Annotated in this window: 20 protein-coding genes and 1 tRNA gene; 6 read left to right on the top strand and 15 right to left on the bottom strand. The window is 51.3% G+C overall.

Annotated elements, in window-relative coordinates; genetic code table 11:
- Positions 1-41 precede the first annotated feature (41 nt).
- From SBG41_RS05485 to SBG41_RS05455, 7 genes are all read right to left on the bottom strand, one after another.
- Complete coding sequence (locus tag SBG41_RS05485) at positions 42-701, bottom strand: hypothetical protein (RefSeq protein ID WP_317894552.1); 660 nt, start codon at positions 699-701, stop codon at positions 42-44.
- Positions 702-875: 174 nt separating this feature from the next.
- A complete protein-coding gene (locus SBG41_RS05480) occupies positions 876-1,466 on the bottom strand; it encodes a hypothetical protein (RefSeq protein ID WP_317894551.1) in 591 nt (196 codons plus the stop codon).
- Between the two features lie 144 nt (positions 1,467-1,610).
- Complete coding sequence (locus SBG41_RS05475) at positions 1,611-2,735, bottom strand: ABC transporter ATP-binding protein (RefSeq protein ID WP_317894550.1); 1,125 nt, start codon at positions 2,733-2,735, stop codon at positions 1,611-1,613.
- Positions 2,736-2,742: 7 nt separating this feature from the next.
- A complete protein-coding gene (locus SBG41_RS05470; RefSeq protein WP_317894549.1) occupies positions 2,743-4,272 on the bottom strand; it encodes an ABC transporter permease in 1,530 nt (509 codons plus the stop codon).
- 101 nt (positions 4,273-4,373) lie between these two features.
- On the bottom strand, positions 4,374-5,453 hold the full coding sequence (locus SBG41_RS05465) for an ABC transporter permease (protein ID WP_317894548.1): 1,080 nt from the start codon (positions 5,451-5,453) through the stop codon (positions 4,374-4,376).
- A 333-nt stretch (positions 5,454-5,786) separates the two neighbouring features.
- The gene (locus SBG41_RS05460) at positions 5,787-8,975 is read right to left on the bottom strand and encodes an ABC transporter substrate-binding protein (protein WP_317894547.1); all 3,189 of its coding nucleotides are present in this window, start codon (positions 8,973-8,975) and stop codon (positions 5,787-5,789) included.
- A gap of 237 nt (positions 8,976-9,212) precedes the next feature.
- Positions 9,213-10,001 carry a hypothetical protein gene (locus tag SBG41_RS05455; protein WP_317894546.1) on the bottom strand — a complete coding sequence of 263 codons (789 nt, stop codon included), beginning with the start codon at positions 9,999-10,001 and terminating at the stop codon, positions 9,213-9,215.
- A gap of 163 nt (positions 10,002-10,164) precedes the next feature.
- Between SBG41_RS05455 and SBG41_RS05450 the strand changes: the two genes are divergently transcribed.
- Positions 10,165-10,680 carry a hypothetical protein gene (locus SBG41_RS05450; protein WP_317894545.1) on the top strand — a complete coding sequence of 172 codons (516 nt, stop codon included), beginning with the start codon at positions 10,165-10,167 and terminating at the stop codon, positions 10,678-10,680.
- Positions 10,681-10,813: 133 nt separating this feature from the next.
- Here SBG41_RS05450 and SBG41_RS05445 read toward each other — a convergent pair whose 3' ends face one another.
- Together SBG41_RS05445 and SBG41_RS05440 are read right to left on the bottom strand one after the other, a co-directional pair.
- Complete coding sequence (locus SBG41_RS05445) at positions 10,814-11,251, bottom strand: single stranded DNA-binding domain-containing protein (RefSeq protein ID WP_317894544.1); 438 nt, start codon at positions 11,249-11,251, stop codon at positions 10,814-10,816.
- 174 nt (positions 11,252-11,425) lie between these two features.
- Positions 11,426-11,851: a cytidine deaminase gene (locus SBG41_RS05440; protein WP_397470750.1), complete on the bottom strand. Its 426-nt coding sequence runs from the start codon at positions 11,849-11,851 to the stop codon at positions 11,426-11,428.
- A 169-nt stretch (positions 11,852-12,020) separates the two neighbouring features.
- Here SBG41_RS05440 and gatB point away from each other — a divergent pair, with 169 nt between their 5' ends.
- Positions 12,021-13,466: an Asp-tRNA(Asn)/Glu-tRNA(Gln) amidotransferase subunit GatB gene (gatB, locus tag SBG41_RS05435; RefSeq protein WP_397470788.1), complete on the top strand. Its 1,446-nt coding sequence runs from the start codon at positions 12,021-12,023 to the stop codon at positions 13,464-13,466.
- Here the strand turns inward: gatB and SBG41_RS05430 are convergent.
- Together SBG41_RS05430 and gcvT are read right to left on the bottom strand one after the other, a co-directional pair.
- Positions 13,455-13,895 (bottom strand): hypothetical protein, encoded by a 441-nt coding sequence (locus SBG41_RS05430; RefSeq protein WP_317894541.1) that lies wholly within the window; start codon positions 13,893-13,895, stop codon positions 13,455-13,457. The genes gatB and SBG41_RS05430 overlap by 12 nt on opposite strands.
- Positions 13,896-14,112: 217 nt before the next feature.
- On the bottom strand, positions 14,113-15,249 hold the full coding sequence (gcvT, locus tag SBG41_RS05425; protein ID WP_317894540.1) for a glycine cleavage system aminomethyltransferase GcvT: 1,137 nt from the start codon (positions 15,247-15,249) through the stop codon (positions 14,113-14,115).
- A gap of 298 nt (positions 15,250-15,547) precedes the next feature.
- Here gcvT and SBG41_RS05420 point away from each other — a divergent pair, with 298 nt between their 5' ends.
- The 3 genes from SBG41_RS05420 to SBG41_RS05410 all read left to right on the top strand — a co-directional run bounded on the left by SBG41_RS05420 (position 15,548) and on the right by SBG41_RS05410 (position 17,920).
- Positions 15,548-16,711: a tryptophan--tRNA ligase gene (locus tag SBG41_RS05420; RefSeq protein WP_317894539.1), complete on the top strand. Its 1,164-nt coding sequence runs from the start codon at positions 15,548-15,550 to the stop codon at positions 16,709-16,711.
- 58 nt (positions 16,712-16,769) lie between these two features.
- A tRNA-Gln gene (locus SBG41_RS05415) sits at positions 16,770-16,884 on the top strand.
- A 139-nt stretch (positions 16,885-17,023) separates the two neighbouring features.
- Positions 17,024-17,920, top strand: coding sequence for a coenzyme F420-0:L-glutamate ligase (locus tag SBG41_RS05410; RefSeq protein ID WP_317894538.1), 897 nt, complete (start codon positions 17,024-17,026; stop codon positions 17,918-17,920).
- Here SBG41_RS05410 and SBG41_RS05405 read toward each other — a convergent pair.
- The 4 genes from SBG41_RS05405 to hemL are packed head-to-tail and all read right to left on the bottom strand — an operon-like array spanning position 17,883 to position 21,646.
- Positions 17,883-18,635: a uroporphyrinogen-III synthase gene (locus SBG41_RS05405; protein WP_317894537.1), complete on the bottom strand. Its 753-nt coding sequence runs from the start codon at positions 18,633-18,635 to the stop codon at positions 17,883-17,885. The genes SBG41_RS05410 and SBG41_RS05405 overlap by 38 nt on opposite strands.
- Entirely contained in the window at positions 18,614-19,393 is a 780-nt protein-coding gene (gene cobA / locus SBG41_RS05400; protein ID WP_317894536.1) for a uroporphyrinogen-III C-methyltransferase, read from the bottom strand. The genes SBG41_RS05405 and cobA overlap by 22 nt, the downstream gene beginning before the upstream one ends.
- Before the next feature lie 43 nt (positions 19,394-19,436).
- Positions 19,437-20,354, bottom strand: a complete 918-nt coding sequence (gene hemC, locus SBG41_RS05395) for a hydroxymethylbilane synthase (protein WP_317894535.1) — start codon at positions 20,352-20,354, stop codon at positions 19,437-19,439.
- A complete protein-coding gene (gene hemL / locus SBG41_RS05390) occupies positions 20,351-21,646 on the bottom strand; it encodes a glutamate-1-semialdehyde 2,1-aminomutase (protein ID WP_317894534.1) in 1,296 nt (431 codons plus the stop codon). The genes hemC and hemL overlap by 4 nt, the downstream gene beginning before the upstream one ends.
- Before the next feature lie 321 nt (positions 21,647-21,967).
- On the opposite strand from hemL, the gene SBG41_RS05385 reads away from it, so the two are divergent.
- Complete coding sequence (locus tag SBG41_RS05385; RefSeq protein ID WP_317894533.1) at positions 21,968-22,129, top strand: hypothetical protein; 162 nt, start codon at positions 21,968-21,970, stop codon at positions 22,127-22,129.
- Positions 22,130-22,146: the final 17 nt, after the last annotated feature.

The following is a 22,146-nucleotide window of genomic DNA, read 5'->3' as shown; positions in this document are numbered from 1 at the left end:
GCTTTGAAGAGTAATACTTGAAAAGAGTTGCTGGCATCACGTCAACGCTCTTCTAGTACGGTCTTAAGCGCTGCTTCTACCCCGCTTGTCGAGAAGAGGGTGTACTTTACTCTCAGCTCTGCGGGCCATCTAGCCGACTTCTTCTTCGCCGCCTCCCACAAGGTAAGGTGCCTCCTTGGCAAGAACACGACGAATTGCTCCAAGTAATCGGCTAGGTGCTTGACGGCCTCCGACAGCTTGCTAGTTACGAGCTCAACCAGCCCCGGGTTCGCTAGGACGAGTTGAGGTGGCACCTCGTAGCAGCAGGCCGGGTACTCCTCGGCCTGCTCGTAGGGCACGAATATCAGCAAGTCGCTGAAGTATAGCCAAACAATGCCTCGGGGCCTATTGTTTTCACTATCCCATAGGTCTAGGCGCCTTAGTAGGCCTCTTATCTTTCTGCTCGTAGGACTCTTCGTGTACGGCTTGACGTTGCTACACGGAGTTATCAGTGCCACGCTATATGGGGGCTCGTATTCGCTTAGTAGCCAGCCCCACCACTTCGCCACAGCCGGGTGCTTGAATGCTTTCTCTCCCACGAGGCCCGGGTCTATGCCGCTGTGGTGCCGTGGCACGAGGCTGCCGTCACCGTTCTTTCTTATGCTGAAGCGGGGCTTTATTATCCCGGTTGTTGGGCGCAGTGTGCTTGCTTCTGTGCTCAAATTGTCTTGCACCCTCTACGTGTGGTAATACCTATTAAGAAGCGGGTATTAAAGCGCTCAGAGAAAACCGTGCAAAGGACATGCGGCTAATAGAGAAGAAGGCGAGAGAACCAATATCAGTGCTATGAAGAGGGAGAATCCTTGGAGGTATAAAAACGCTTAACGGGCTGGCTCTTAGTATGTTCCTATGCTGAATATTGTTTCTTCATGCGATATACCGGTACGCGCTTCGTTTAGCGATAGGAAGCCAAAGCTCGCTAGCACCGCTCCTAGCAGGGCAAGGGCCTTTGCTATTGCCGCTGAGCCGCCTATCTTCTGTATAACGTTGTGTGCTGCCGCGTTTGCCCAGGAGACTCCTCCCCAGTCGATGACCGTGCCCGATGCAGCGCTAGTGGCGCTGCTTATGTCGCTGGCGCCAGCTACTGCTAGGAGCCATGAGACTGCGAGCAGCATTGCGGCAGCCTTTAGTGCTGAGTTGTTGTGCTCCGAGCCGAGCATCCATATCGCCGCGACTCCGAGGGCGAAGTAGAGTAGCAGCAGTACTCCCCCGGCGCCCTGTAGCCCGGAGAGGCTGGCCACATAGGTGCCGCTTAGTATTCCCGCAACACCTAGCAGGCCTATGAGCCCGATCATGCTCAAGTGGTTCTTGCCGGACTCGGAGCCGTAGGAGAGCCAGCCCGCGGCCGTTATTACTGCTGAGCCGGGTCCGGCAAAGGGTGCGGACAAGTATCCTATGCTTAGGAGGAGTTTACCATATCTCTGCAACATTCTCCCCGACAAGCATACTGGGTTAGGAGCTGGATAGTTGGGTTAGGAGGAAGTAACACCGTGCCAGAAGCTAGATACATTAGCCAGGGTTTGGACGTGGCGAGGAATTATCTTAAAAATTATTCCGGGTCGAGAAAAGGGCTATGCCCCGAGTTTTTCTCTCGGGGCGTGTAGCCAGCAGGCGACGTGGTGCCCTGGCTCCGCCTCGAAGAGTGGCGGTTCTTCTGAGTCGCATTTCGGTCTCACTGCTGGCGTCTGGTCGTATGCTACGCATCTCGGCCTAAACCTGCATCCTCTCGGCAAGTGAACCGCGCTTGTTACCTCGCCCTTTATCGGGACGTTTCTTACGCGGAGCCTGTTGCGCGGGTCGGGCTCAGGTACTGCTGCCATGAGCGCCCTAGTGTAGGGGTGCAGTGGCTTCGATATGACTACGTCGGTTGGTCCCATCTCGACTATCCTGCCAAGGTACATTACTGCTAATCGGTCGCACACGTGCCTCGCGAGCGCTAGGTCGTGTGTAATGAACAGCTGCGCTAGGCCGTGCTTCTCCTTCAGCTCGAACAGTATCTCGAGGATCTCTGCACGTATAGATACGTCGAGCATTGATACAGGCTCGTCGGCAACGAGGAATCTTGGGTTGAGGAGCAGTGCTCTCGCTATCACTACTCTCTGTCTCTGCCCACCGCTGAGCTGGTGCGGATACCTATCAACGAACTCCTCGGGCGGTGTAAGCTTGACGATTTCAAGGGCTCTCGCTATGATCTCTGCACGCTCCTCCGGGGTAGAACCTATGCCGTGAATTATGAGCGGCTCTTCGAGTATATCGCCTATCTTCATGCGCGGGTTGAGGCTGCCGAAGGGGTCCTGGAACACTATTTGTAGCTCCCTGCGCAGAGGCTTCATAGCCTTATCCGGTACCCGGTAGAGGTCTATGACGCCCTCCTCAACCACTGCTTGAGGAGCTAGTCGCGCAACCTCCTCGTAGACCTCCTTGCTGGGGCGGAAGTAGACGTGGCCACCACGAACATTGCTCTTGTCTATGAGGCGTAGGAGTGCCCTACCCGTCGTAGTTTTGCCGCAACCGCTTTCTCCTACAAGGCAGAATATTTCCGCCTCATGTATCTCGAACGTGACACCGTCGACTGCATGGACGAAGAGCTGGGGTCTTCCACGGAGGGCGTCAACAATGCTTCGCCTTACAGGGAACCATACTCTTAGCTCCTCCGCCTTAATTACGCCATTTTGACTCATAACTGTCTTACTCATATACACCTCACCTCCTGCGGAGCCTTGGCTCAACTACTGTTTCGAGCGCGAGTCCTAGGAACACGAATGCTACAGAGGTTATACCTATGAGTATGCCAGGCGGCAGTATCCACCACCACACCGCGTAGCTGCCACCGCTCCTAACATAGGCCTCCGCATCGCTCAATATGGCGCCCCATGTTGGCAGGCCGTGCCTTATGCCTAGGATGCTTAGACCGGCCTCGGTCAGTATTGCCGCTGGGACCGAGAACACTAGGTTAGCGAACACGTAGGGCAATATCTGCGGCACTATGTGGCGAAACATTATCCTCGTATTGCTCGCGCCAACCGCCTTCGCGGCCTCAATATATGGTTCTGACTTAATGCTGAGAACCATTGATCTGACGATTATCGTTAAGCCGCCCCAGGATACGAGAACGAGTACGCCGATAATTATGAACAAGCGCGCCCAGGGACTAATGTTCCATTCCTGTACAATAACGCCTATCAGCACCAGTATTGGGAGAAGCGGTATGTTTCCGAGGACGTCTACTGTACGCTGAATGAGTTCGTCAACCCATCCGCCATAGTAGCCGCTTATAACTCCCATAATCATGCCTATGAGTGCCGCTGTTACTGCGCCGAAGAAGCCAACGGCCAACGCGGCTGGGAATCCGAAGAGCAGGCCGAGCCAGAGGTCGTGGCCAACGTAGTCGGTGCCCATTAGTCCGTAGGCCGAGCCCTTTACTATCATCTTGACACTCTGTATGCCGGAGGTGCCCTGCTTCACAGCTTGCTCCATGGAGTGTGGGTCAACACCGCCATACATTAGTATCAAGTCTATCTTGTACGTGCCGAGCAACGGTTCAACACGGTTGCCGACCAGCTTGCCGAACAATAGCCGTATGGGCTGCGCCTGGGCCTCCGTAAGGCTTATGTTAAAAGCTGCTGCAAGAGAGGCAGCTGTCTGCGCAGGGTCAAGCCTTATGACGCCAGCCGCAATAATGTCCTTGAGGGGCTGCGGCGCAGGCGAATTAACCATGACGACGAGCCCGTCGGGCCTCTTTACAATCATGTACACCGTTACAATGGGTTGTACACCGCCAACAGGGTTCGCAGAGGCATCAACAATCTTAGCAATAATGTCTTGTGGGAACGCCTTGGCGTCAAGTCTGTAGTCTAGCGAGAAGACCTGCACAAAACCAGCAACAGGAACAGCGTTCTCAATCATTGCCGAGCTATATACTCCTTGCTGTGAAGGCTTCAGCACCTTTGCGACGTGGGGGGCAACGGGTGTCCCGAAGTAGCTGACCCAGGTAGGCGGAACTACTGATGGATTATCTTCCCACGCCTTAGGATCATTCCAAAGCTTGACTATATTTGGCGGCATCGAAACCAGCGCGTAAATTGACACAATTACTAAGAACACTATGAGTATGAGGCCCGTTTTACCCATTAGGCTCCTCCAGACCTCGTCAAGAATCTCTCTTGCCTCGCGGAATCTCTCCGACCGTGCCTTAGCCATTCTCTTCCTTACTTCTGCAGCTTTCGTGCTCAAACCCTATCCCCCAGGTAAGAGGCCTATCTCATACACATCCTTTATCAATCACTACGAAGCATGTTTAAGACAGACATGAATTGCGTAAAAACACAGTTTGGTTAGTAACGGACACGTGGATCTACGAGTATGTATAGTACCTCTAGAGTAAACCTCGCCAGTATATACACCAACGTTGTTATGTATATGAGCCCGATGAGCGTTGGTGCATCACCGCTCGTTATTGCTGCATAGTATAGTGAACCCATGCCTGGCCAGTCGAAGACTGACTCCGTGATAATGAAGCCACCTATTGAGCCGGCAAGAGCCAGTATCACTATTGTTAGCACGGGTCCCAGAATTACTCGAAGAATGTAGCGCTTGACCACTATTTCCTCTGGAAGGCCCTTAGCTTTTGCAACATAGACGTAGTCCTCGTTGACTACACGTATAGCTATTGCTCGTATACCGTAGAGCCAGCCGCCTAGAAGGCCTATCACGACCACCGTGACCGGTAGCCATGATACTTTGAGCAAACCTATCATGGCGTCGCCAGGATTGCTTGTAAACTCGTTAATATACTTAATCACTATCCTATAATCTGTCGGAGCGATGCGTAACTCGTAGCCAAACAAGAATATTGCTATAAGGCCTAGCCACCATATAGGTAGGGCATTAGTAAACGCCGCATACGCTATGACCGATTTATCGAGAAGGCTTCCACGCTTATAGGCTATCAATGGAGCAAGCCGGAGAGCTATAGCAGCACATATGAGCTCGGCGACAGTCAACATCACTATCGTTCTTGGGAGAACCGTTAGGATAGCATCCTTAACGCTAAGAGGCAACTGCTTCCCCACGACATCGGCAACCGCGCGGCTCTTTACATAGCCCAGATCAAGCTTCAGAGCACGGAACGCCATAGGAAGGACACGCGCAGTCCACGGCTTATTGAGCCCATATATTTCTATTAGTTCTTGCTTACGCTGCTCAACAAGCTTCTGAATCTCCGTCGCAGGTATATTCTGGCGTTGAAGCGACTGCCTATAAGCCTGGAGCTCGGTTCCAATAATCGCCCTTATCACTTTCTCGTCGTAACCAGAGGCACCGATAATCGCAGCAGTCAGTATCATTATCAAGATAAGTGCTATTGTGAGGAACACGGCACGCCTTGCAAGCACAGAGGCAGTCCTGCCCGCCAAGACCCGGTTACCCCTCTACACCTAAACATATGACTTGTATTAGGGTGATTTGTACAGACAACGCTTTGATATAGGAGACATGGATATTCTCGTCTGTGTCCGAGTCGTTTAGGAGAGCCAAGGGGGTACAAAAAGCCTAGCGAATCAACTGATAATAGGTAATTATTCACACAGCCTAAAACGTTAAACAAACATAACCACTATGAAGTATACTGATAAGATGATACATAAAACAATTATAACGATGCTCTGCAAATAAATAGATGAGAAACAAGAACAAAGATACAAAAACAAAAAACAGTATAGGTTTAAAACCCTAATCAGCTGCTATTCTCAGGCTTTGCGGAATAGCAGCGCTATTACTACTAGTAGCAATATTAGGTTGATCACTGATACCCATAGCGCTGCGTTGGCCTTGCTTGCCGCTGAGGATGCCTTGCTCGCCACGCTATTCACGTCGTCCTTTGTTGCTAACGTGTTCAGGCTGTTCTGTAGGTTGCTTACCTTCTTGTCGAGGTCGCTTACGCTCTTTGATACGCTGGCAAGGGTGTCGCTGAGAGTCTTTATCTGCTTATTGACCGTGTCGAAGCCCTGCGCTGTAGATGTACTTAACTTGCTTATCGTATTTGCCAGCTGTGTTAGTGACTGCTGCAACACCTGGGCTACCTGCTGGCCAAGCTGCTGCTGTAGCTGGCCGAGCTGCTGTGCTAGCTGCTGCACCTGCTGACCTAGCTGCTGTATCTCCTCAGCTTGCTGGCCAAGCTGCTTTTGGAGCTGCTGTATCTGTTTCTGTGTCTGCGATAATTGTTGACTTAATCCAGGCGACAATGTTTGTAGTAATGCCGTCTTTCCAGCAGGCAATGCAACTTGCTCGCTGTAAGCCACAATTTCGAGTTCATATACATAGTTCGGCTTCAACTTTATTGTTATTTTACCTGGCAACTTTACTATGTAACCAGTTGCAGTCTTTTGGGCCATGCCCTTTAACACAATTTCTCCTGTTGCTGGATCACGTATGATGTATATTACGTGTATCGGTTCGAGACCTTTTACAACAATCGTTATCTGGGCGTCTTGTCCCGTAACCACAGTAGGTACTACTACTGAAGTTATTTCGGTCGGAACTGGTAAGCCATATACCCATTTCTTGGGGCCAAACGGGTATGCTGGATCACGGAAGGCTTCTAATTCTAGCTCCTGGGCGTCCTTGTCGAAGCGTACTAGCTTGAACGGACCCTGGCTTATCCATGCAACACCGTACTCCTTTATGTAGTTCTTTATCTTTGATACTCTGTCACTCCACTCTTGCGGCGTCATGACGGTCTTGCCGTGTGGTAGTGTGAACCAGCTCTTGTAGTCGTCGAACTTCATCTCATCGAGGGCCTTAGCTATGTCCTCGGCGTGGTTCTTGAGTACTAGGTTGATGTGCGGTATGTTCTCCTTTTCGCTGCGGGTGTCGCTTAGCGCGTAGGTCTTCTTCACGAATGCTAGGTAGTCTTCTGCTAGGAGTAGCGGTACTGGTATTGATGGAGCTATTACTGCGTAGTCAGCTATGTAGTTGGGGTCGAAGTGCCAGTAGTTGAGGTAGACCTCTATCTTCTTCTGTCCTGGCAGGAACCTGAATGCTACGAATGTGTTGAAGCTCTGCTGTAGCTGGGAGGCCACGCTTCCCTCTATCTGGCTCTTTGTCGGGTTGTATGCTAGGTCTAGTAGCTCGGCATAGTAACCTACTATGTCTGCACAGGTTATTGTCTCGCCATCGTGCCAGTGTGTTCCTATGAGGTTGCTTAGGTCGAATACCACCTTGCTTGTTGCCTCTGTCCTGCCTAGCTCCTTAGCGAGCACCCACTTGTGATGCTTCGCGTCCCACCATACTGCGTCGTCTGGCACCTGTAATTTACCAGTTGGGCCTGCCGTCTCAACGCTGAATGTTACACGGAACGGTATTGGCTCGCCGTTGAACGGGTGTCTCCAAATCCATGGATCGTAGGTCGCCCTCATTGGATCAACGCTGTAGACATCGCTGAAACCGCCAACCGGATCCCAGATCGTACCAGCCGTGAAAACGTGTAGATGACCGACCCTTATCGTGTCGCTACCTTCCTTATACATACCACGATAGAAGAATGGATTCCTTAAACCAGCGCCAAGGTCTAATGTAACGCCCTTGACGTCACTCCTTGCAGCATAGGTATCCATTGTGGCAACTATCCAGATTCTGATACTCTCTAAGAGGCCTAGCTCAGTGCCCCTACGTAGATAAGAAATCCAGTGGTCTTTGCTTTCTATGTAAATTGTTTCACCAGGCTTTATGAATCCCTTTTGTATCCACACTAGATAGTCAACATAATTGCTCTCCTTGAGCTGATCTGCATTTATCTGTGTCTGTGCTGTTAGCATGCTGTAGTAGTCGATAGTGTAGTTCCTGTAGTTCCAGTAGCTTGGCTCGAACCATCCTGGTGACCAGCCTAGCCATGCTGCAGCGAACTGTGCTAGGTTCCATGGGTCCCACTTATCGATGGCACCCTTGCCCCAGCCCTCAGTGTAGAAGTGCCACTCAAAGTCGCGTGGATCGGTGTAGTACACCTTGGGTATGGCTTCCGTAAAGGTTACCTCTTGTTTTATCACTTGTATACCCATCTGCTCGAGGGCGTTGGCGAACATTAGGCCTATTTCGTGCCTCTCGTCCTCAACACGAATAATACCAATCACTTGTATTGGTTTACCGTTGTAGTACCAGACCTCACCTCTTTGCTCAGCACCAGCTTTTGCGAGTACCTTTGATACTATGCTCTTTGCGAGGTCGGGATTGTAGCTGAACTTGTACTTCGCTACTATATCTATTAGCTCGGTGTATACTGGGTCGTCTGGACCATAGAACGTGTACTTCGCTATTGCTAGGCCCTTGTAGATGTTCTTAACGATGTAGTCTCTATCGATGGCATAGTTGAGCGCGAACCTTATGTCTCGGAAGCAGAATGGGTTGATGTCATACTTGTCGCTCTGCCAGAGTACTTCTACGTTACCGGGGAGGCTTGCCGGCTTAGCACAAAGCTCAACGATAGTTACGTCGGTCTTGTTTATAGGTACACCAATGAAAGGCATCGAGTTCAGTATGCTTAGGTTAGCGTCAGCCGGTATGTAGGTTACCGCCGAGATTACCACGGGGTCTACGCCGAGGGCCTGGGCCGCGGCAGCCTTGCTAACCTTGCCTGGGAGCTGCACAATCATGACCGGCGCCGGGTTCAGCCCGATATCAACAAGGCCTGCGGGGGCTTGGTAGAGGGCAATGCCAGGCTTGCCTACGAGCTGCTGGGCAGCAGAGGGCCGCAGACCGAACAAGTAGACATCGATGTCGCCGCTCGTCAACGCTTGAACAGCATTCTGCAACGGGACAGCCTTCCAAATAACGTGGTCAGCTGCAGGGCCCTTCTCCGCCTGAGCCGCTGCTGGCTGTACGAAGGATGCGAAGGGAATTACGAGGAGCGCTATTACAAGGATTGGAGCTAAATACTTCTTCAAGGCATGAATCCCCCTATGTGTGCGTCCTCTTACCTTACCTCAATAAGATTAGATTTATTGTACGTCTTTAAAAAGCTTTCCTTAGAGTGGACGCTGGCTCGCATAATTGAGTCTAATACACTTTGAGTTTAAATAGCGATAACTATGTTGCTGGTGCTAGGTAGATACTAGTTTAGAACTTGGAAGAAGCAATCCGAATACTTTTGGGAAATATTCAAGCCGGGATAGGACGGGCGATCATATTGTTTTCTTTCTATTTTTGAAGTATGTTAGGATTAACGATGCGAGCAACGAAGACGCAGCCGCCTCCAGGATTAACGCTGTATCGATATATGTTCGGAGCTGCAGCGTTGTGGGACAAGCATAGCTCTCCACCTCAGCCTTTTGCACGAGGAGGCCAAGGTATTGTCTCCTAGTAAAGTCGAGCTGTATTTCGTACAAATTCTTACTACATACGAGGACTCCTATGGTCGTACCTCTTTCTTCACTAACATGCTTGGCCATGCACTGTCTTGGCGACTCGTAACCAAATAGCGGATAATCCGTGCTAATATAGGCCTTCTTCGCATACATGCCTACATATAGTAGCATTTTGAGCGATGGATAGTTCCAGGTGAAGAGGAGGGATGATCCATGCATGCCAGTGCTTTTCACGTTGGATGCTGGTAGTGTTTCGCCTGTCTCTAGCTCTGCTACTATATTGTTGAACATGCTCGGCCCGAGGACAATCGTTTTTGCGCCTTCCCGTAGATCATTTATGCTAATGCTTATTGTTGATGATGTAGAAGAGCATTCCGTGGTTGTACACTTGCTGTATATTACCACTATGTCCTTTACTTTGAGCGACGAGTTTATCTCTTGAATAGCAATGTGAAGTGTGTTGTACGGTATGAGGCAAGCGCTCACACTCTCTTTCCTTATGGTAATAGATGGTGCAAACAAGCCTACCACTATTAACGCAAGGCTGGCTAGTAGAGTGATGCGCCAGAGGAGGTACTTCCTTTTCCAAGTCTTTTGTCTAGGCATGCCTTCTCTTCCCGCTACTCTTAGGCCGGGTTTCAGGCGACTAAGTGGCTAATGCTTGTTGCCGCGACACCAAAATTAACCGATATTGCGTGACCCAGGTTCAATAATGGTGGCCCGCGAGGGAGACATAATCGGAGCGGAGCTCGGAGGGCCAGAGTGAGAAATGGCGGCCAAGTTTCTCAGTAGCTATCTTATCAGGTTCGGTGTAGTGCTCCTAGTTATCGCACTAGTTTCATCCATTGCAGCGCTTTATACGGTTACTAGTGAGGTGCATGCTAGCCGCATGATAGCTTCCAACAAGTCTTACTCCATCGTGGTGCTCAACTTGTTCCGCGAGGATAGTGGCCTCCGTGCCGAGAGGGTAAGCAGCATAGATCTCACAATACTTAATCGCGGCCCTTCAACGATTACCGTGATCTCGGCACCATATACCAATATATCGGTAAGCGTGAAGCCGGGAGAGAACATCTCGTTGCAAGGCTTATCACCGCTTGACAGCATAGTTATCAGGAGCAACAACGCGATCTATGCATCGCTTAACGCCACAGCTCACCTAGTGAGCCACCCATACCTTTCATTATCAGTTGTAGCGCTTCTAATGTTCTTAGCCGGCTCAATAATGCTCATGACGGGGGTTATTCTCAGGCTTAGCGGGGTTGAGGCAGCATTCACTGACTGAACAAATAATGCAACAGCTGAAACACGCGAAAAGGAGCTACACACTTTGAAGGATTAGCCATGTTACGTGGCTTTTGAAAAACCTACTTGTTTACGGGCAGCGCCTCTCCCACATGCATGGGGGCTATGCTGTCTTAGAAGCGCGGCTGCCTCCTGCGATAGGAGCCGCGTGCTCCTCCGGCTCCGCCACGCCTAGGCGGGCGATAACCCTCGGGCGCGCGCGGCGTCTCCTCTGGTACGTCCTCTGCTGCCGGGACCTCCTCGTCCGCAACGTGCTCTATGTTGCTCTTACCGCCAACATTGAGGACTACTTGGCCGCGGTAAGCCGTTGTCCATGCACCGTGTATCTCTACTGCCTCGCCCTGCTTGAGGCTGCCAGCCGCGTGGCCCCAGAGGGTTAAGCGTGTTCGTCCAGTCTCGTCGCCGACTACTGCTTCGCTTATAGTGCGGGGGCCTTTACGCGTGTTTATCACGCGTGGCTCTTCGGCTTCGAGGACGCGGACCTTTACGTTTACGTTGTTCATTCCGGGTTTGAGCTCGGATATTTTGGTTTCTTCTACGTTATTTTCCATTCTTACATTACACCATGCTACGCGGTTTAACATGTGAATAGGAGCTGTTTAGGGTTAAAATAGGTTTGCATGTAGATTCTCTATTTTAGAGCCTGGAGGCCATTACATATAGTCTTCTTGGGCTGTGAGGAGGCTGGCCTGTACTCGAAGACCGTTGATGAAGATGCCTGGGGGTTAGGACTGAGCCCCTCTACCTCCTTGCACTATCTCCTTTATTGAGAAGAGGTGGCCTGCGAGCTCTTCTAGCCTCCACATCTTCTTCTTGCCCGACTTAGCTGATATAGAGACCACGACTGTACCCCTATCACCGAACTCGACCAGGACCTGGAGGCACGCGCCACACGGAGGAAGTGGCTCCTCGGTAGACGAGACAATTACTACCTTTCTCAGTTTTCGCTTACCAGCTGTAACCATTGACGCTACTGCTGAGCGCTCTGCGCATATAGTTAGCCCATAGCTGGCGTTCTCAACATTTACCCCAAGGAATACTGACCCATCCTCCGCCTCAACAGCAGCCGCGACCCTTACACCGCTGTAGGGCGCGTATGCGTTATCAAGGACGCTAAGTGCGCGCTTCTCGAGCTCCTCGAGGCTAGGCAAACACCTCATCCTCCAAGAGCCGCGAAGCGAAAGCTGGTCAAGTATTGTTTTGTCTACGAGGAAGATAGTTTTATCCCCGCAGAGAGTGAAGCCACTACGGCCTAGCAGGGATATCCCAGCTTACAGGAAGAGGGCCCTGCCACTGCTAGCGGCGAGGAAGAATGCCATGATGGAGCCGCGCGCCGTAATAGGGCTCGAGATCCACGTCCAGATAACAAGCCTTAAGACCAAGCTATTCTGCGGCTGCAGCTCTGATTACCGCAGAGCACAGCCTAATACTCACGTATGCCCCGTCTGCCTTGGGCTCCCAGGAGCGTTGCCAGTAACGAATGAGGAGGCGGTCCACAAGGCCATACAGCTGTGCCTCGCCATAAACGGGAAGGTGGCGAAAGTTCTACGCTTTGATCGAAAGCACTACTTTTACCCCGATCTACCGAAGAACTACCAGATAACACAGTACTTAGAGCCAATTTGCCGCGGCGGCTACGTTGAGATAGAGACACCAAGCGGCGCCAAAAGAGTAAGGATTAGGAGAATAAACATCGAGGAAGACCCTGGCCGGATAGTATATCCTGGTGGAAGCCCTCATACGAGCCCCTATGTGCTTGTCGACTACAATCGGAGCGGGATAGCTCTACTCGAGATAGTTACCGAGCCAGATATGAGCAGCCCCGAAGAGGCAGCCGCGTTTCTCGAGAAGCTTAGGAGCATTGTTGAGCACCTAGGTATCTGCGACTGTGGCTTGGAGGGCTCAATGAGGGCTGACGCCAATATCAGCATAGAGGGGGGAGAAAGAGTAGAGATCAAGAACATTACGGGTATACAGGAGGTGAAGAGGGCTCTTGCATACGAGTATACCCGGCAACGAGACCTTGTGCTAAAAGGGCTTAAGGTAAAGAGGGAGACTAGGCACTGGGACCCTGTTAGGAAAGTAACACTACCAGCCCGGGCCAAGGAGGCAGAAGAAGACTATCGATATATGCCGGAGCCTAATCTTCCTCCGATACCTATCCCCGAAGACCTTGTCGCTAAGCTCAGAGAATCTTTGCCGGAACTACCCGATGCACGGGTAAAGAGACTCATAGAACAATATGGTCTTCGCCCGCAAACGGCGAAAGTCCTTGTTTCTAGGAAGGTCTTGGCAGACTTCTTCGAAGATGCGGCAAAGACGTACAGAGGTGACGTGGGCAGGCTTGCAAACTACATTGTTAATGATCTCCTTAACTGGTTGAAAGATGAGGATCTTAGGCCTCTTTATTCTAGAGTTAAGCCGAGCCACGTGGCGCGCGTAATGGAGCTAGTTGATAGCGGCGTGATCAGTATAAGGCAGGCAAAGGAGCTTGCCGAGCACCTTGTTAGAACAGGGGAAGAGCCCGACAAGCTTGTCGAGAAACTCGGCTATACCAGAATAGCTGATCCGGAGAAGCTGAGGCCGATTGTAGAGAAAGTGATAAGGGAAAACCCGAGGGCTGTTAGGGATGCGCTGAGGAATCCGAGGGCAATAAACTTTCTCGTTGGGATGATTATGAGGGAAACAAGGGGGAGAGCGGACCCCGTTGTTGCTAGGAGGCTGGTAGAAGAGGCGCTGAGGAAGCTTAGGAGGTCAGAGTCCTAGGTGGACTAGCTCGACCTCGATACTCTTAGCGTATCTCTCGGCGTCAAAACTGTACTCATAAGCTGCGCCTACGGGAACTACATGGTTTTCTCCCAGCTTCTCAGCTATTTCTGCCGCATCGTCAACCAATAGATCTACGTCCGGAACGTCTATGTATGGTTTCGCATATATGTAGAATACTACTCCGTCGAACCACACTATTACCCTTGCCCACATCGTCTCCGAGAACCCATAGTCCTCCACGACCCTTATGAGCCGTGCTCCCTCGAGCCTACCAGCTATTATGAATGCAGTAGTAACCGTGCGCACGTGGTCCATGAAGCGATGAGGGCTAATTATCGGAGAGGAGGTGGCTTCGTTGCTGCCCACCTCTTCGAGGCTCTCGGATAAGCTTTCAAGTGCCGCGAGCTTCTCTAGAGCCAGACTCACGGCTCCCACCAAACCAGATATTGTGAAGAGGTTAGGGTTTAGACTAGGCGAGGTAATCTATAGCACTGTATTAAGCTGGTTGGAGAAAAGGAAGACCTTCCTCGGAGTATGTCCAGTATCCGGTGCTACAGCGGTATCACTTACCTATGTTCTTCCAAGTTTTAATTAGTTAACCAATTATTGCCTCAGCTTCGACAATGAATAGGAAAAGGCTGGTTTAGGTTGGCAGGCTCGACGTTGGCGTCACTGCCGGGAAGTCTATTATCTTTGCCTTGTATCTCTTTCCGCGCCGCTCGACCTCAACATCTAAGCCCATTAATGCATGCTTTGCATCAATGTATGCCTGGGCAAGACTCCTGCCAAGCACTGGGCTATACGCGCCACTTGTGACGTACCCTATTTCCACGTCTTCGATGTACACCTTGTCTCCCTGCCGTGGTATCACTCTTGCCTTCTTGCTTAGCCTTAGTCCAACTCTAACTTTTTCAGCGCCATTGCGGAGTGCTTCGCGCAGTGCTGGACAACCTAGACATTCCGCTTTGGGGCCTGGTTTGAAGACCCACCAATAACGGGCCTCGACTGGGTTAATTTCCTCGTCTATTTCGTGGCCGTAGAGGACGAAGCCCATCTCCATTCTTAAGCTGTCACGGGCTCCTAAGCCGCACAAGCTCCCCTCAAGCTTCTTTACTAGCTCGGCTGCTTTGCGCAGTATTTTTTCGCCCTCTGAGACCTCGGCGATTATTTCGAAACCATCTTCCCCGGTCCAGCCGCTTCTCGAAACAAGTAATGCTTTTGCCCTCGCTGCCTCGAATACGACATTTCGCACGAATCTTAGGGCCTTCAGCTCAAGGACTTCGCGGGATACTCCTAGCTGTTCCATTAGCCTGGCTGCACGTGGCCCCTGGACGGCGAAGAGCACCCAGTCGAACGTCTTGTCCTCGACTTGTGCATTAGCTTTAAGCTTTCCTATCCACTCTTGGATGTGGCTCAATATCTTCTCTCTATTAGCTGCATTAGGCACTATAAGCCACCCATCAGAGCCTAGGTTATAGGTCATAATGTCGTCGCGGAAGCCAGCATTCTCATTAAGCATAGCTGTAGGCCCAACCATCATGCCCTCCTCGGAGGATATGTCACGAGGGACAAGGTAGTCTAGAACCTTTGTCGCGTCCAGCCCGCTTAGGATAAGGCGCCCCATATGGCTTAGGTCGAAGAATCCGACGGTTCGCCGTACAGCCAAGTGCTCCTCAATAACGCTTCCATAGTTTATTGGTGCCTCCCAGCCAGCAAACTCGCCGAACTCTGCCCCTAGTTCTCTATGGACATCGTATAAAGGAATACGATACTTGGCCACAATTCAGCACCACTGAGATAGAGGAGAGGGGGAGGATTGTAAGTCCTCCCACGCCCATGAATACACCCCTTTACTTGAGGTGGCTCGGGGAGGGGGCCACCTCCTCACCTCCACGGCTCCTGAGCCGTGGTCAGGCTAGGGGGATCCCCCAGGCACCCTCATTGCCACTATGTAGTTGTCCCCGGTCGCACTCTCATCTAGGTTGCCCTCGCCGCATTGTTTTATCGGAGTTGGCGACGCGTTAGCCTCTTTACCTCCCTGGCGTGTAGTGCGCTAGCCTTCCTGGTGGTCAGCTTTTGTGGCGAACGAGCAGCCAGATGTAACTCCTTGGGAAGCTGAGGCATTCGTTGACTATAATAGGCTCATAGAGATATTCGGTGCAAAGCCCCTTACTGAGCGCGAGGCAAGGCTCCTAGAGGAGGTTGTTGGCGAACAGCACTTCATGATACGGCGCCGCGTGTTTTACTCCCATAGGGACTTGGATGCCTTCCTCGAAGCTTATCGACGCGGTGAGAGAACAGCACTCTATACCGGTAGAGGTCCTTCGGGACACACGCACCTCGGCCACATACTTCCATGGGTGTTTACGAAGTGGCTTCAAGAGAAGCTCGGCATAGACTTGTTCTTCCAGATCACTGACGACGAGAAGTTCTGGCACGAAGAGGGCTACCGCTTAGAGGACACTAACCGTATGGCCTACGAGAATATTCTTGACATAATAGCCGTGGGGTTCAAGCCGGAGAAGACCCATATAGTCATAGATAGCGAGGACATTAGGTACCTCTACCCCATAGCCGCGAGGGTTGCAAAGAAGATAACGTTCTCCGTGCAGAGGGCGGCATTTGGGTTCACAGACTCAACAAACGTCGGCATGATATTCTATCCAACGCTCCAGATAGCAATGGCGTTTCTGCCCTCAGAGATCTACGGAGAACCTACATGGGTCCTAATACCTGCAGGCATAGACCAAGACCCATACTGGCGTATAGCCAGGGACATTGCGCCAAGCCTCGGCTACCCGAAACCCGCACAGATACACGGTAAGCTACTACCGGGGCTTGGGCCCGAGGGAAAGATGTCGTCCTCTAAGCCCGAGACAGCACTCTACACAACCGATCCGCCGGAAGTGGCTAAGAAGAAAATCATGAGGGCGTTCACCGGGGGGCAGCCCACCGCTGAGCTCCAGAGAAAGCTTGGAGGAAACCCGGATCGATGCCCAATATTCAAGCTATACGAGCTAATGTTTGAGCCTGATGACAAGAAGCTCGAAGAGCGCTACTGGGCCTGCAAGACAGGCAAGCTTCTCTGCGGTGAATGCAAGAGAGAACTAGCTGAGCGCGTGGCAAAATTCCTAGAAGAGCACCAGAAGCGCCGAGAGAAGGCAAAGGACATGGTTGACAAGTTCCTCATAAGGAACAAGTTCGACCCGCCGCCAGTTGAGTCTCGCGTCAAGAAGCGATAAGCCCAATAAACCCTAGCAAGCGACTACACTACTCTAAACACGGAACTAGAGACCGGGTAGCCGGGTCGTCTAGCGGCCAAGGATGCGGGGCTTTGGCCGCCCAGCGGGCTACGGGCCTTCCCGTGGGCGGAAGAACCCCCGTGACCGGGGTTCGAATCCCCGCCCGGCTACCATTCCAACCCGGCTTCTCCTCTCCTATTTTCAGGGAATGTGATATCATACTCCTCGCTTAGATGAAATAACCATGCCTTGTTTATCGGTGCAACTAATAAGTCCACGTCAGCGGCTTAAGCAATACTCATGGGCGTAACAGTGGCTAGACGTTTCGAAGTTATTGGGCTAAGCTTACCCGAGGCAAGGCCTGGAACAGATCTTGCAAAGCTCATTGTAGACACTGCCGCGAAGGAGGGTATCGGCATACATGATAGAGACGTTATAGTTGCTGCATCGAAGCTCGTAATGAAGGCACGCCGCCATCTGATTGACTTGAGAACGGTCAAGCCGTCGTTTGCCGCAAGGCTGATGTCCCTCGTTACTGGGAAGGATTCTGTAGAAGTAGAGCTTGTTTTGAGAGCCTCAAAAGACTTCATAGCATTCATTGATGTCAGGGCTCTTGGAGAGAAGCTAAGAAGGCTATCCCCTAGCCCGGAGGAGGCCGACAAGCTCATTAACACAATTTCGTCAATAATGTTCGTTGTGACTCGCCAAGGCCTTATAGCAATGGATGGTGGCGTTGATTACTCAAATGTTCCTCCGGGATACGCTGTTGCAAACATAGTCAATTTCGACGAAGAGGCTAGGAGGCTTAGGAATGAAATCGAGCAATTAACTGGTAAGAGAGTTGCGGTAGTCATAACTGATACCGAGACTAATACCAGCGGCAAAGTTGGCACAGTTGATGTCGCTGTAGGATCTTCTGGAATAGAGCCAGTTAGGCATGGTTTTGCTTCGAGAGACATTTATGGTAGGCCGAAGTTCGGTGGAGTCGATATCATCGTTGACGAGGTGGCCTCGGCTGCTGCTCTCCTAATGGGGCAGACGAGTGAAGGCATACCAGTCGTGATTGTAAGAGGTCTTGAATACCGTGAAAGCGCTGAAGGTGTATCGGATTACGCTCTGGGGTTTAAGGGATTAGGGCTTAGAGGTCTCATAAAGAACTTGTTTGCACGCATTATTTACCGCCTATTTTGGCGGCCCAGTGACTCTTGACGAGCCTAGTCACACCTGATAACGTGTATTCGTCCGGTACCAGTACCTCGGTGAATCCGTGCGATGCGAGCCTTTTTGCAGTCGTGGGCCCGATTGCAACAGGAATGAATGTTGCTTCTCTCGGTTTTTTCCCTCTGCCGTATTTAGCCATGAATGCGTCAACAACACTGGGGCTCGTGAATACTACATAGTCGAATAAGTCGGCTATTCTTGCCGCTGCTTCACATGCGTCATCTATGGGCTCAACAGTGTAAAGGGGGACCTCTATGAACTGTATATTGTTTTCTTTCAGTATTCGTGCTAGCTCTGGATTGGCTTTCTCGGATCGAGCGAGCAGCACGCATCGAGGCTTAAGGCGGACAAGTTCTCCTGCAAGCACTTTCCCCATGTACTCTCTTGGCTGAAGGACGGCTTCTAGCCCTAGTTCTTCGCGTAGTTTCTGCGCAGTTTTTGGCCCGACAACCGCTATTCTGAGCCCGCTCTTAACGACACTGCGCAGTTTGCCTAGGATAGGCTTGAGCATAGCGGGGGCACGTGGGCTAGTCAGTACAAGCCAGTCACATTTATCTAAGAGAGCGGCTATCTTCGTGATGGATTCTTCGCTTGGTACTACCCGTAGGACGGGAATCGTAGCCACTATTGCTGCCTCCGCTAGGGGGCCTGGCTCAACAGGGTGGGGTCGTAGAAGCAGGACTAGCGGCTGGTCTCTGGGCATATTTTATCCCTCAGCCAAACAACTTTTCCAACAATTATGACTGCTGGAGGCTTAACATTAGCCTCTCTTGCCTTGCTAACTATGTTTGCAAGCCTGCCTACTACAACCCGCTGGTTAGGCAGCGAGGCATTTTCAACAATAGCTACTGGTGTTGAGGGGTCTAGTCCTTCCTCGAGCAGCTCATTCACTATTTCCGATAAGCGGCCAACGCCCATCAAGACTATCATGGTGTCAACAGTCTTCGCTATCCTACCATAGTATACGCGGCGCTCCTTGCGCTCCGCCGCCTCTCTTCCAGGCACTATTGCGACACTAGAAGCGACAAGACGCGAAGTTGGAGGTATGCAGGCAAGCTCGGGGCCGGCTATGGCGCTTGTTATACCCGGGACTACTTCGCAGCTTATCCCGCGGGAAGCCAAGTATATGCATTCTTCCTCGCCCCGGCCGAATAGGAACGGGTCTCCTCCATGTATTCTTGCAACGAGTTTGCCTTCGCACGCTTTCTCTTCTAGTAGCTTGTTTATTTCATCCTGGCTCATAGCGTGTCTTCCAGGAGCCTTGCCAGCGTAAATCAGTTCTGCATCGCTCTTTGCCTCTCTCTTGATGAAGTCTGTCGGCGCCAGCCGGTCATAGACTATGACGTCGGCGCTCCTAATGATCCTCACCGCTTTCAGGGTAAGCAGCTCAGGGTCACCGGGCCCAGCACCAACTATATAGACCTTGCCTTTTCGACATCCTTCTTTCCCGGCTCCCTGCAAATCATTACCCTCTTCGCTACCCTGATCAAATAATGAGGCATCACTACATGGATCTTATCTCTATTCCCGCCTTCTCCGCCTTATCTCGGAGCTCTAGCGCAGCCAAGACGCCGAGGCTTTCTGGGTGCTCCGGACTGCCTTCAAGTACCACATCAACCCTCTTTGAGCCGTCTAGGCTAGCTACTGCGGCGTAGAGCTTCAGTTTGTTACCTTCTATCCAGGCATAACCTCCGAGCGGAACGTGACAGCCCCCGCCTGCTTTACTAAGGAATGCCCTCTCTGCGCGTGCAACGATCATGGTCTCCCTATGCGTTGCTTTTTCAAGCACGTCTAACAAGTCTAGTCGCTTCGAAACCGTGTACACACCTATAATGCCCTGGCTGGGGGCCGGTGGAAGGATTTCGGGCGGAATCCTCCAGTACTCTATATTGATGCTGAGCCTCTGTAACGCTGCCTCGGCAACTATGATCGCGTCGTAGAGTCCTTTGCGGAGCTTCTCGAGCCTTGTATCAACGTTGCCGCGCAGAGGCTTGAACACTAGGTCTCTTCTAGCATGTTTAAGCATGGCTGTTCTACGCGCACTTGATGTACCTATTACTGCCCCACTAGGAAGATCCCATATCGTTTTTGCGCCATTGCGGGATACAAGTACGTCGAATGGAGAGTCGCGAGGAGGAGTCATTCCAAGCACTAGTCCCGGCGTCACCTGGCTCGGCACATCCTTTAAGCTATGGACCGCGATATCTGCCCTGCCTTCAAGTACAGCAAGGTTTACTTCTTTCTCGAAGAGGCCCTTTCCCCCTATTGCTGTGAACGGCTTATCTTGATGTATATCCCCCTTTGTGCGAACTATGACTATTTCGAACTCAACGTCTTCTGCGACCTTTTTTATCTCGTTGAGCGCTATGTTTGTCTGTGCGAGGCTTAGCTTACTGCCACGGGTTGCTACACGTATCTTCATATCAAGCCACGCTCTCGTAGGGCCTTAAACGATTCCTCTAGGGCTTTCTTAGTTTCCTCTACAACATCTTCACTATGTACACCGCTGGTAAAGACCGCCTCCATCTGGCTCGGCGCTATGAAGACGCCTCTCTTTAGCAACTCCTCGTGAAGCGCTACATAGACTTCTTTTTTGCTCTTCTGGGCGTCCTCAGGAGAGGCTACCTCGTTTCCGGTGAAGAATATTTGGAACATGCTTTCAACATGATTTATTGTGGCCTCAATACCATATCGCTTCACCAAGTCGCCAAGTGTTTCTACAAGGGTTTTTGCCGCGTTATTTGCAACCTTGTAGGGCTCGCCGGTTTCAAGAACCTCTATTGTTGCAAGGCCAGCAGCCATCGTTACGGGGTGCGCATTGAATGTGCCAGCGTTGAATACTTTGCCGCTGGGTGTGAGCTCTTTCATAACCTCTTTACTGGCTGCAACGACGCCTATTGGCATGCCTCCTCCAACTATTTTCCCGAGAGTCGTTATGTCTCCCTTAACTCCGTAGTATTCTTGGGCTCCGCCGAGTCCGAGCCTAAACCCAGTTATAACCTCGTCCATTATGAGGAGTGCGCCATAGGTTTTCGTCAGCTCGCGGAGCCCTTGGAGGAACCCAGGTTTTGGCGGAATGACACCTGCATTACCCACAACGGGTTCAACGATTACGGCTGCTACTTTTTCTCCATGCTTCCTCATTATTTTCTCAACGCTCTCTAGGTCATTGTATTTTGCCACAAGGGTTAGCTTTGCAACATCGCTGGGCACACCCTTGCTCATAGGCACACCGTACTCTGCAGCAGCGCTTCCCGCTCCTACAAGCACGGCATCATGAGCTCCATGATAACATCCTTGAAACTTGACTACGAGGTCCCTGCCAGTAACTCCACGCGCAAGCCTAATGGCAGTCATCGTTGCCTCTGTACCCGTATTTACGAATCTTACCATGCCTCCGGGATGATAGTATTTGAGAATCTTCTCTGCTAGCTTGATCTCGAGTTCATACGGGGCTCCGTAGAGCCATCCTTTCTCAAGTTGTTCTCTCACTGCCTCGAGAACCCTTGGGTGCTTATGGCCTAGAAAGAGGGGGCCATAGGCTAGGACATAGTCAATCAGCTTCTCGCCATCTACCGTGTAGATGTAGGGGCCTTCGGCGCGCTCAACGTAGAAGGGATAAGGCTTTACAGCTGCACGGACAGGGCTATTAACGCCACCGGGGAAAATACTGAGTGCCTTCTCGTAGAGCTCTTTGCTCCTAGAACCGGGCATAGGTCTCCACCTTCCCGGGGAGGACACAAGACTGCTCTGAGTTATAACTATGTGGCCCTACACCTTTGATGAACGAAGTCCTTTATCTACCTCTAGCCAGCTATTATGCTACTGTGACGTGAGGGAGGGGATGTGGTGAGGGTCACGGGTTTGAGCCTCCCAGTGAGGCTATGATGTAAAGGCCCGTAACCGAATCCTCTACTACATACGACTATATGGTTAATTCATGTAGCAGCTGCAATACTTGTTTATCCCTCTGGCTTAGATTACTCATCTCAAACTTGGAGCAAGGTTGTGAAAAACAGTAGAAAGGTGAGAGAAATGCCGGGTGCAAGGCCATGTCCTGTGTGCGGTAAGGGAATGTTTAGGCGCAAGGCATTATTGGAACATATAAAGCATGTCCATGGCTGGTACTTTAAGGAGTTTATTGAGCCCAAAGGCAAGGGTGGAGGAGGAGGCAAGAAGAGGAAGGAGAAGAGGTAGCGCAATAATTTTCCCTA

The sequence above is a fragment of the Pyrofollis japonicus genome, assembly GCF_033097485.1.
Lineage (GTDB): Archaea > Thermoproteota > Thermoprotei_A > Sulfolobales > Pyrodictiaceae > Pyrofollis > Pyrofollis japonicus.
Note: the sequence above shows the minus strand (reverse complement) of the source record. Positions and strands in the feature narration are given on the sequence as shown.

Bases quoted from the DNA above. Each gene is read 5' to 3' on its own strand.
- SBG41_RS05475 (WP_317894550.1), bottom strand. From the start codon at position 2,735: ATGAGTAAGACAGTTATGAGTCAAAATGGCGTAATTAAGGCGGAGGAG.
- SBG41_RS05455 (WP_317894546.1), bottom strand. From the start codon at position 10,001: ATGCCTAGACAAAAGACTTGGAAAAGGAAGTACCTCCTCTGGCGCATC.
- SBG41_RS05450 (WP_317894545.1), top strand. From the start codon at position 10,165: ATGGCGGCCAAGTTTCTCAGTAGCTATCTTATCAGGTTCGGTGTAGTG.
- SBG41_RS05445 (WP_317894544.1), bottom strand. From the start codon at position 11,251: ATGGAAAATAACGTAGAAGAAACCAAAATATCCGAGCTCAAACCCGGA.
- gatB (WP_397470788.1), top strand. From the start codon at position 12,021: ATGGAGCCGCGCGCCGTAATAGGGCTCGAGATCCACGTCCAGATAACA.
- SBG41_RS05405 (WP_317894537.1), bottom strand. From the start codon at position 18,635: ATGCCCAGAGACCAGCCGCTAGTCCTGCTTCTACGACCCCACCCTGTT.
- hemC (WP_317894535.1), bottom strand. From the start codon at position 20,354: ATGAAGATACGTGTAGCAACCCGTGGCAGTAAGCTAAGCCTCGCACAG.
- hemL (WP_317894534.1), bottom strand. From the start codon at position 21,646: ATGCCCGGTTCTAGGAGCAAAGAGCTCTACGAGAAGGCACTCAGTATT.
- SBG41_RS05385 (WP_317894533.1), top strand. From the start codon at position 21,968: ATGCCGGGTGCAAGGCCATGTCCTGTGTGCGGTAAGGGAATGTTTAGG.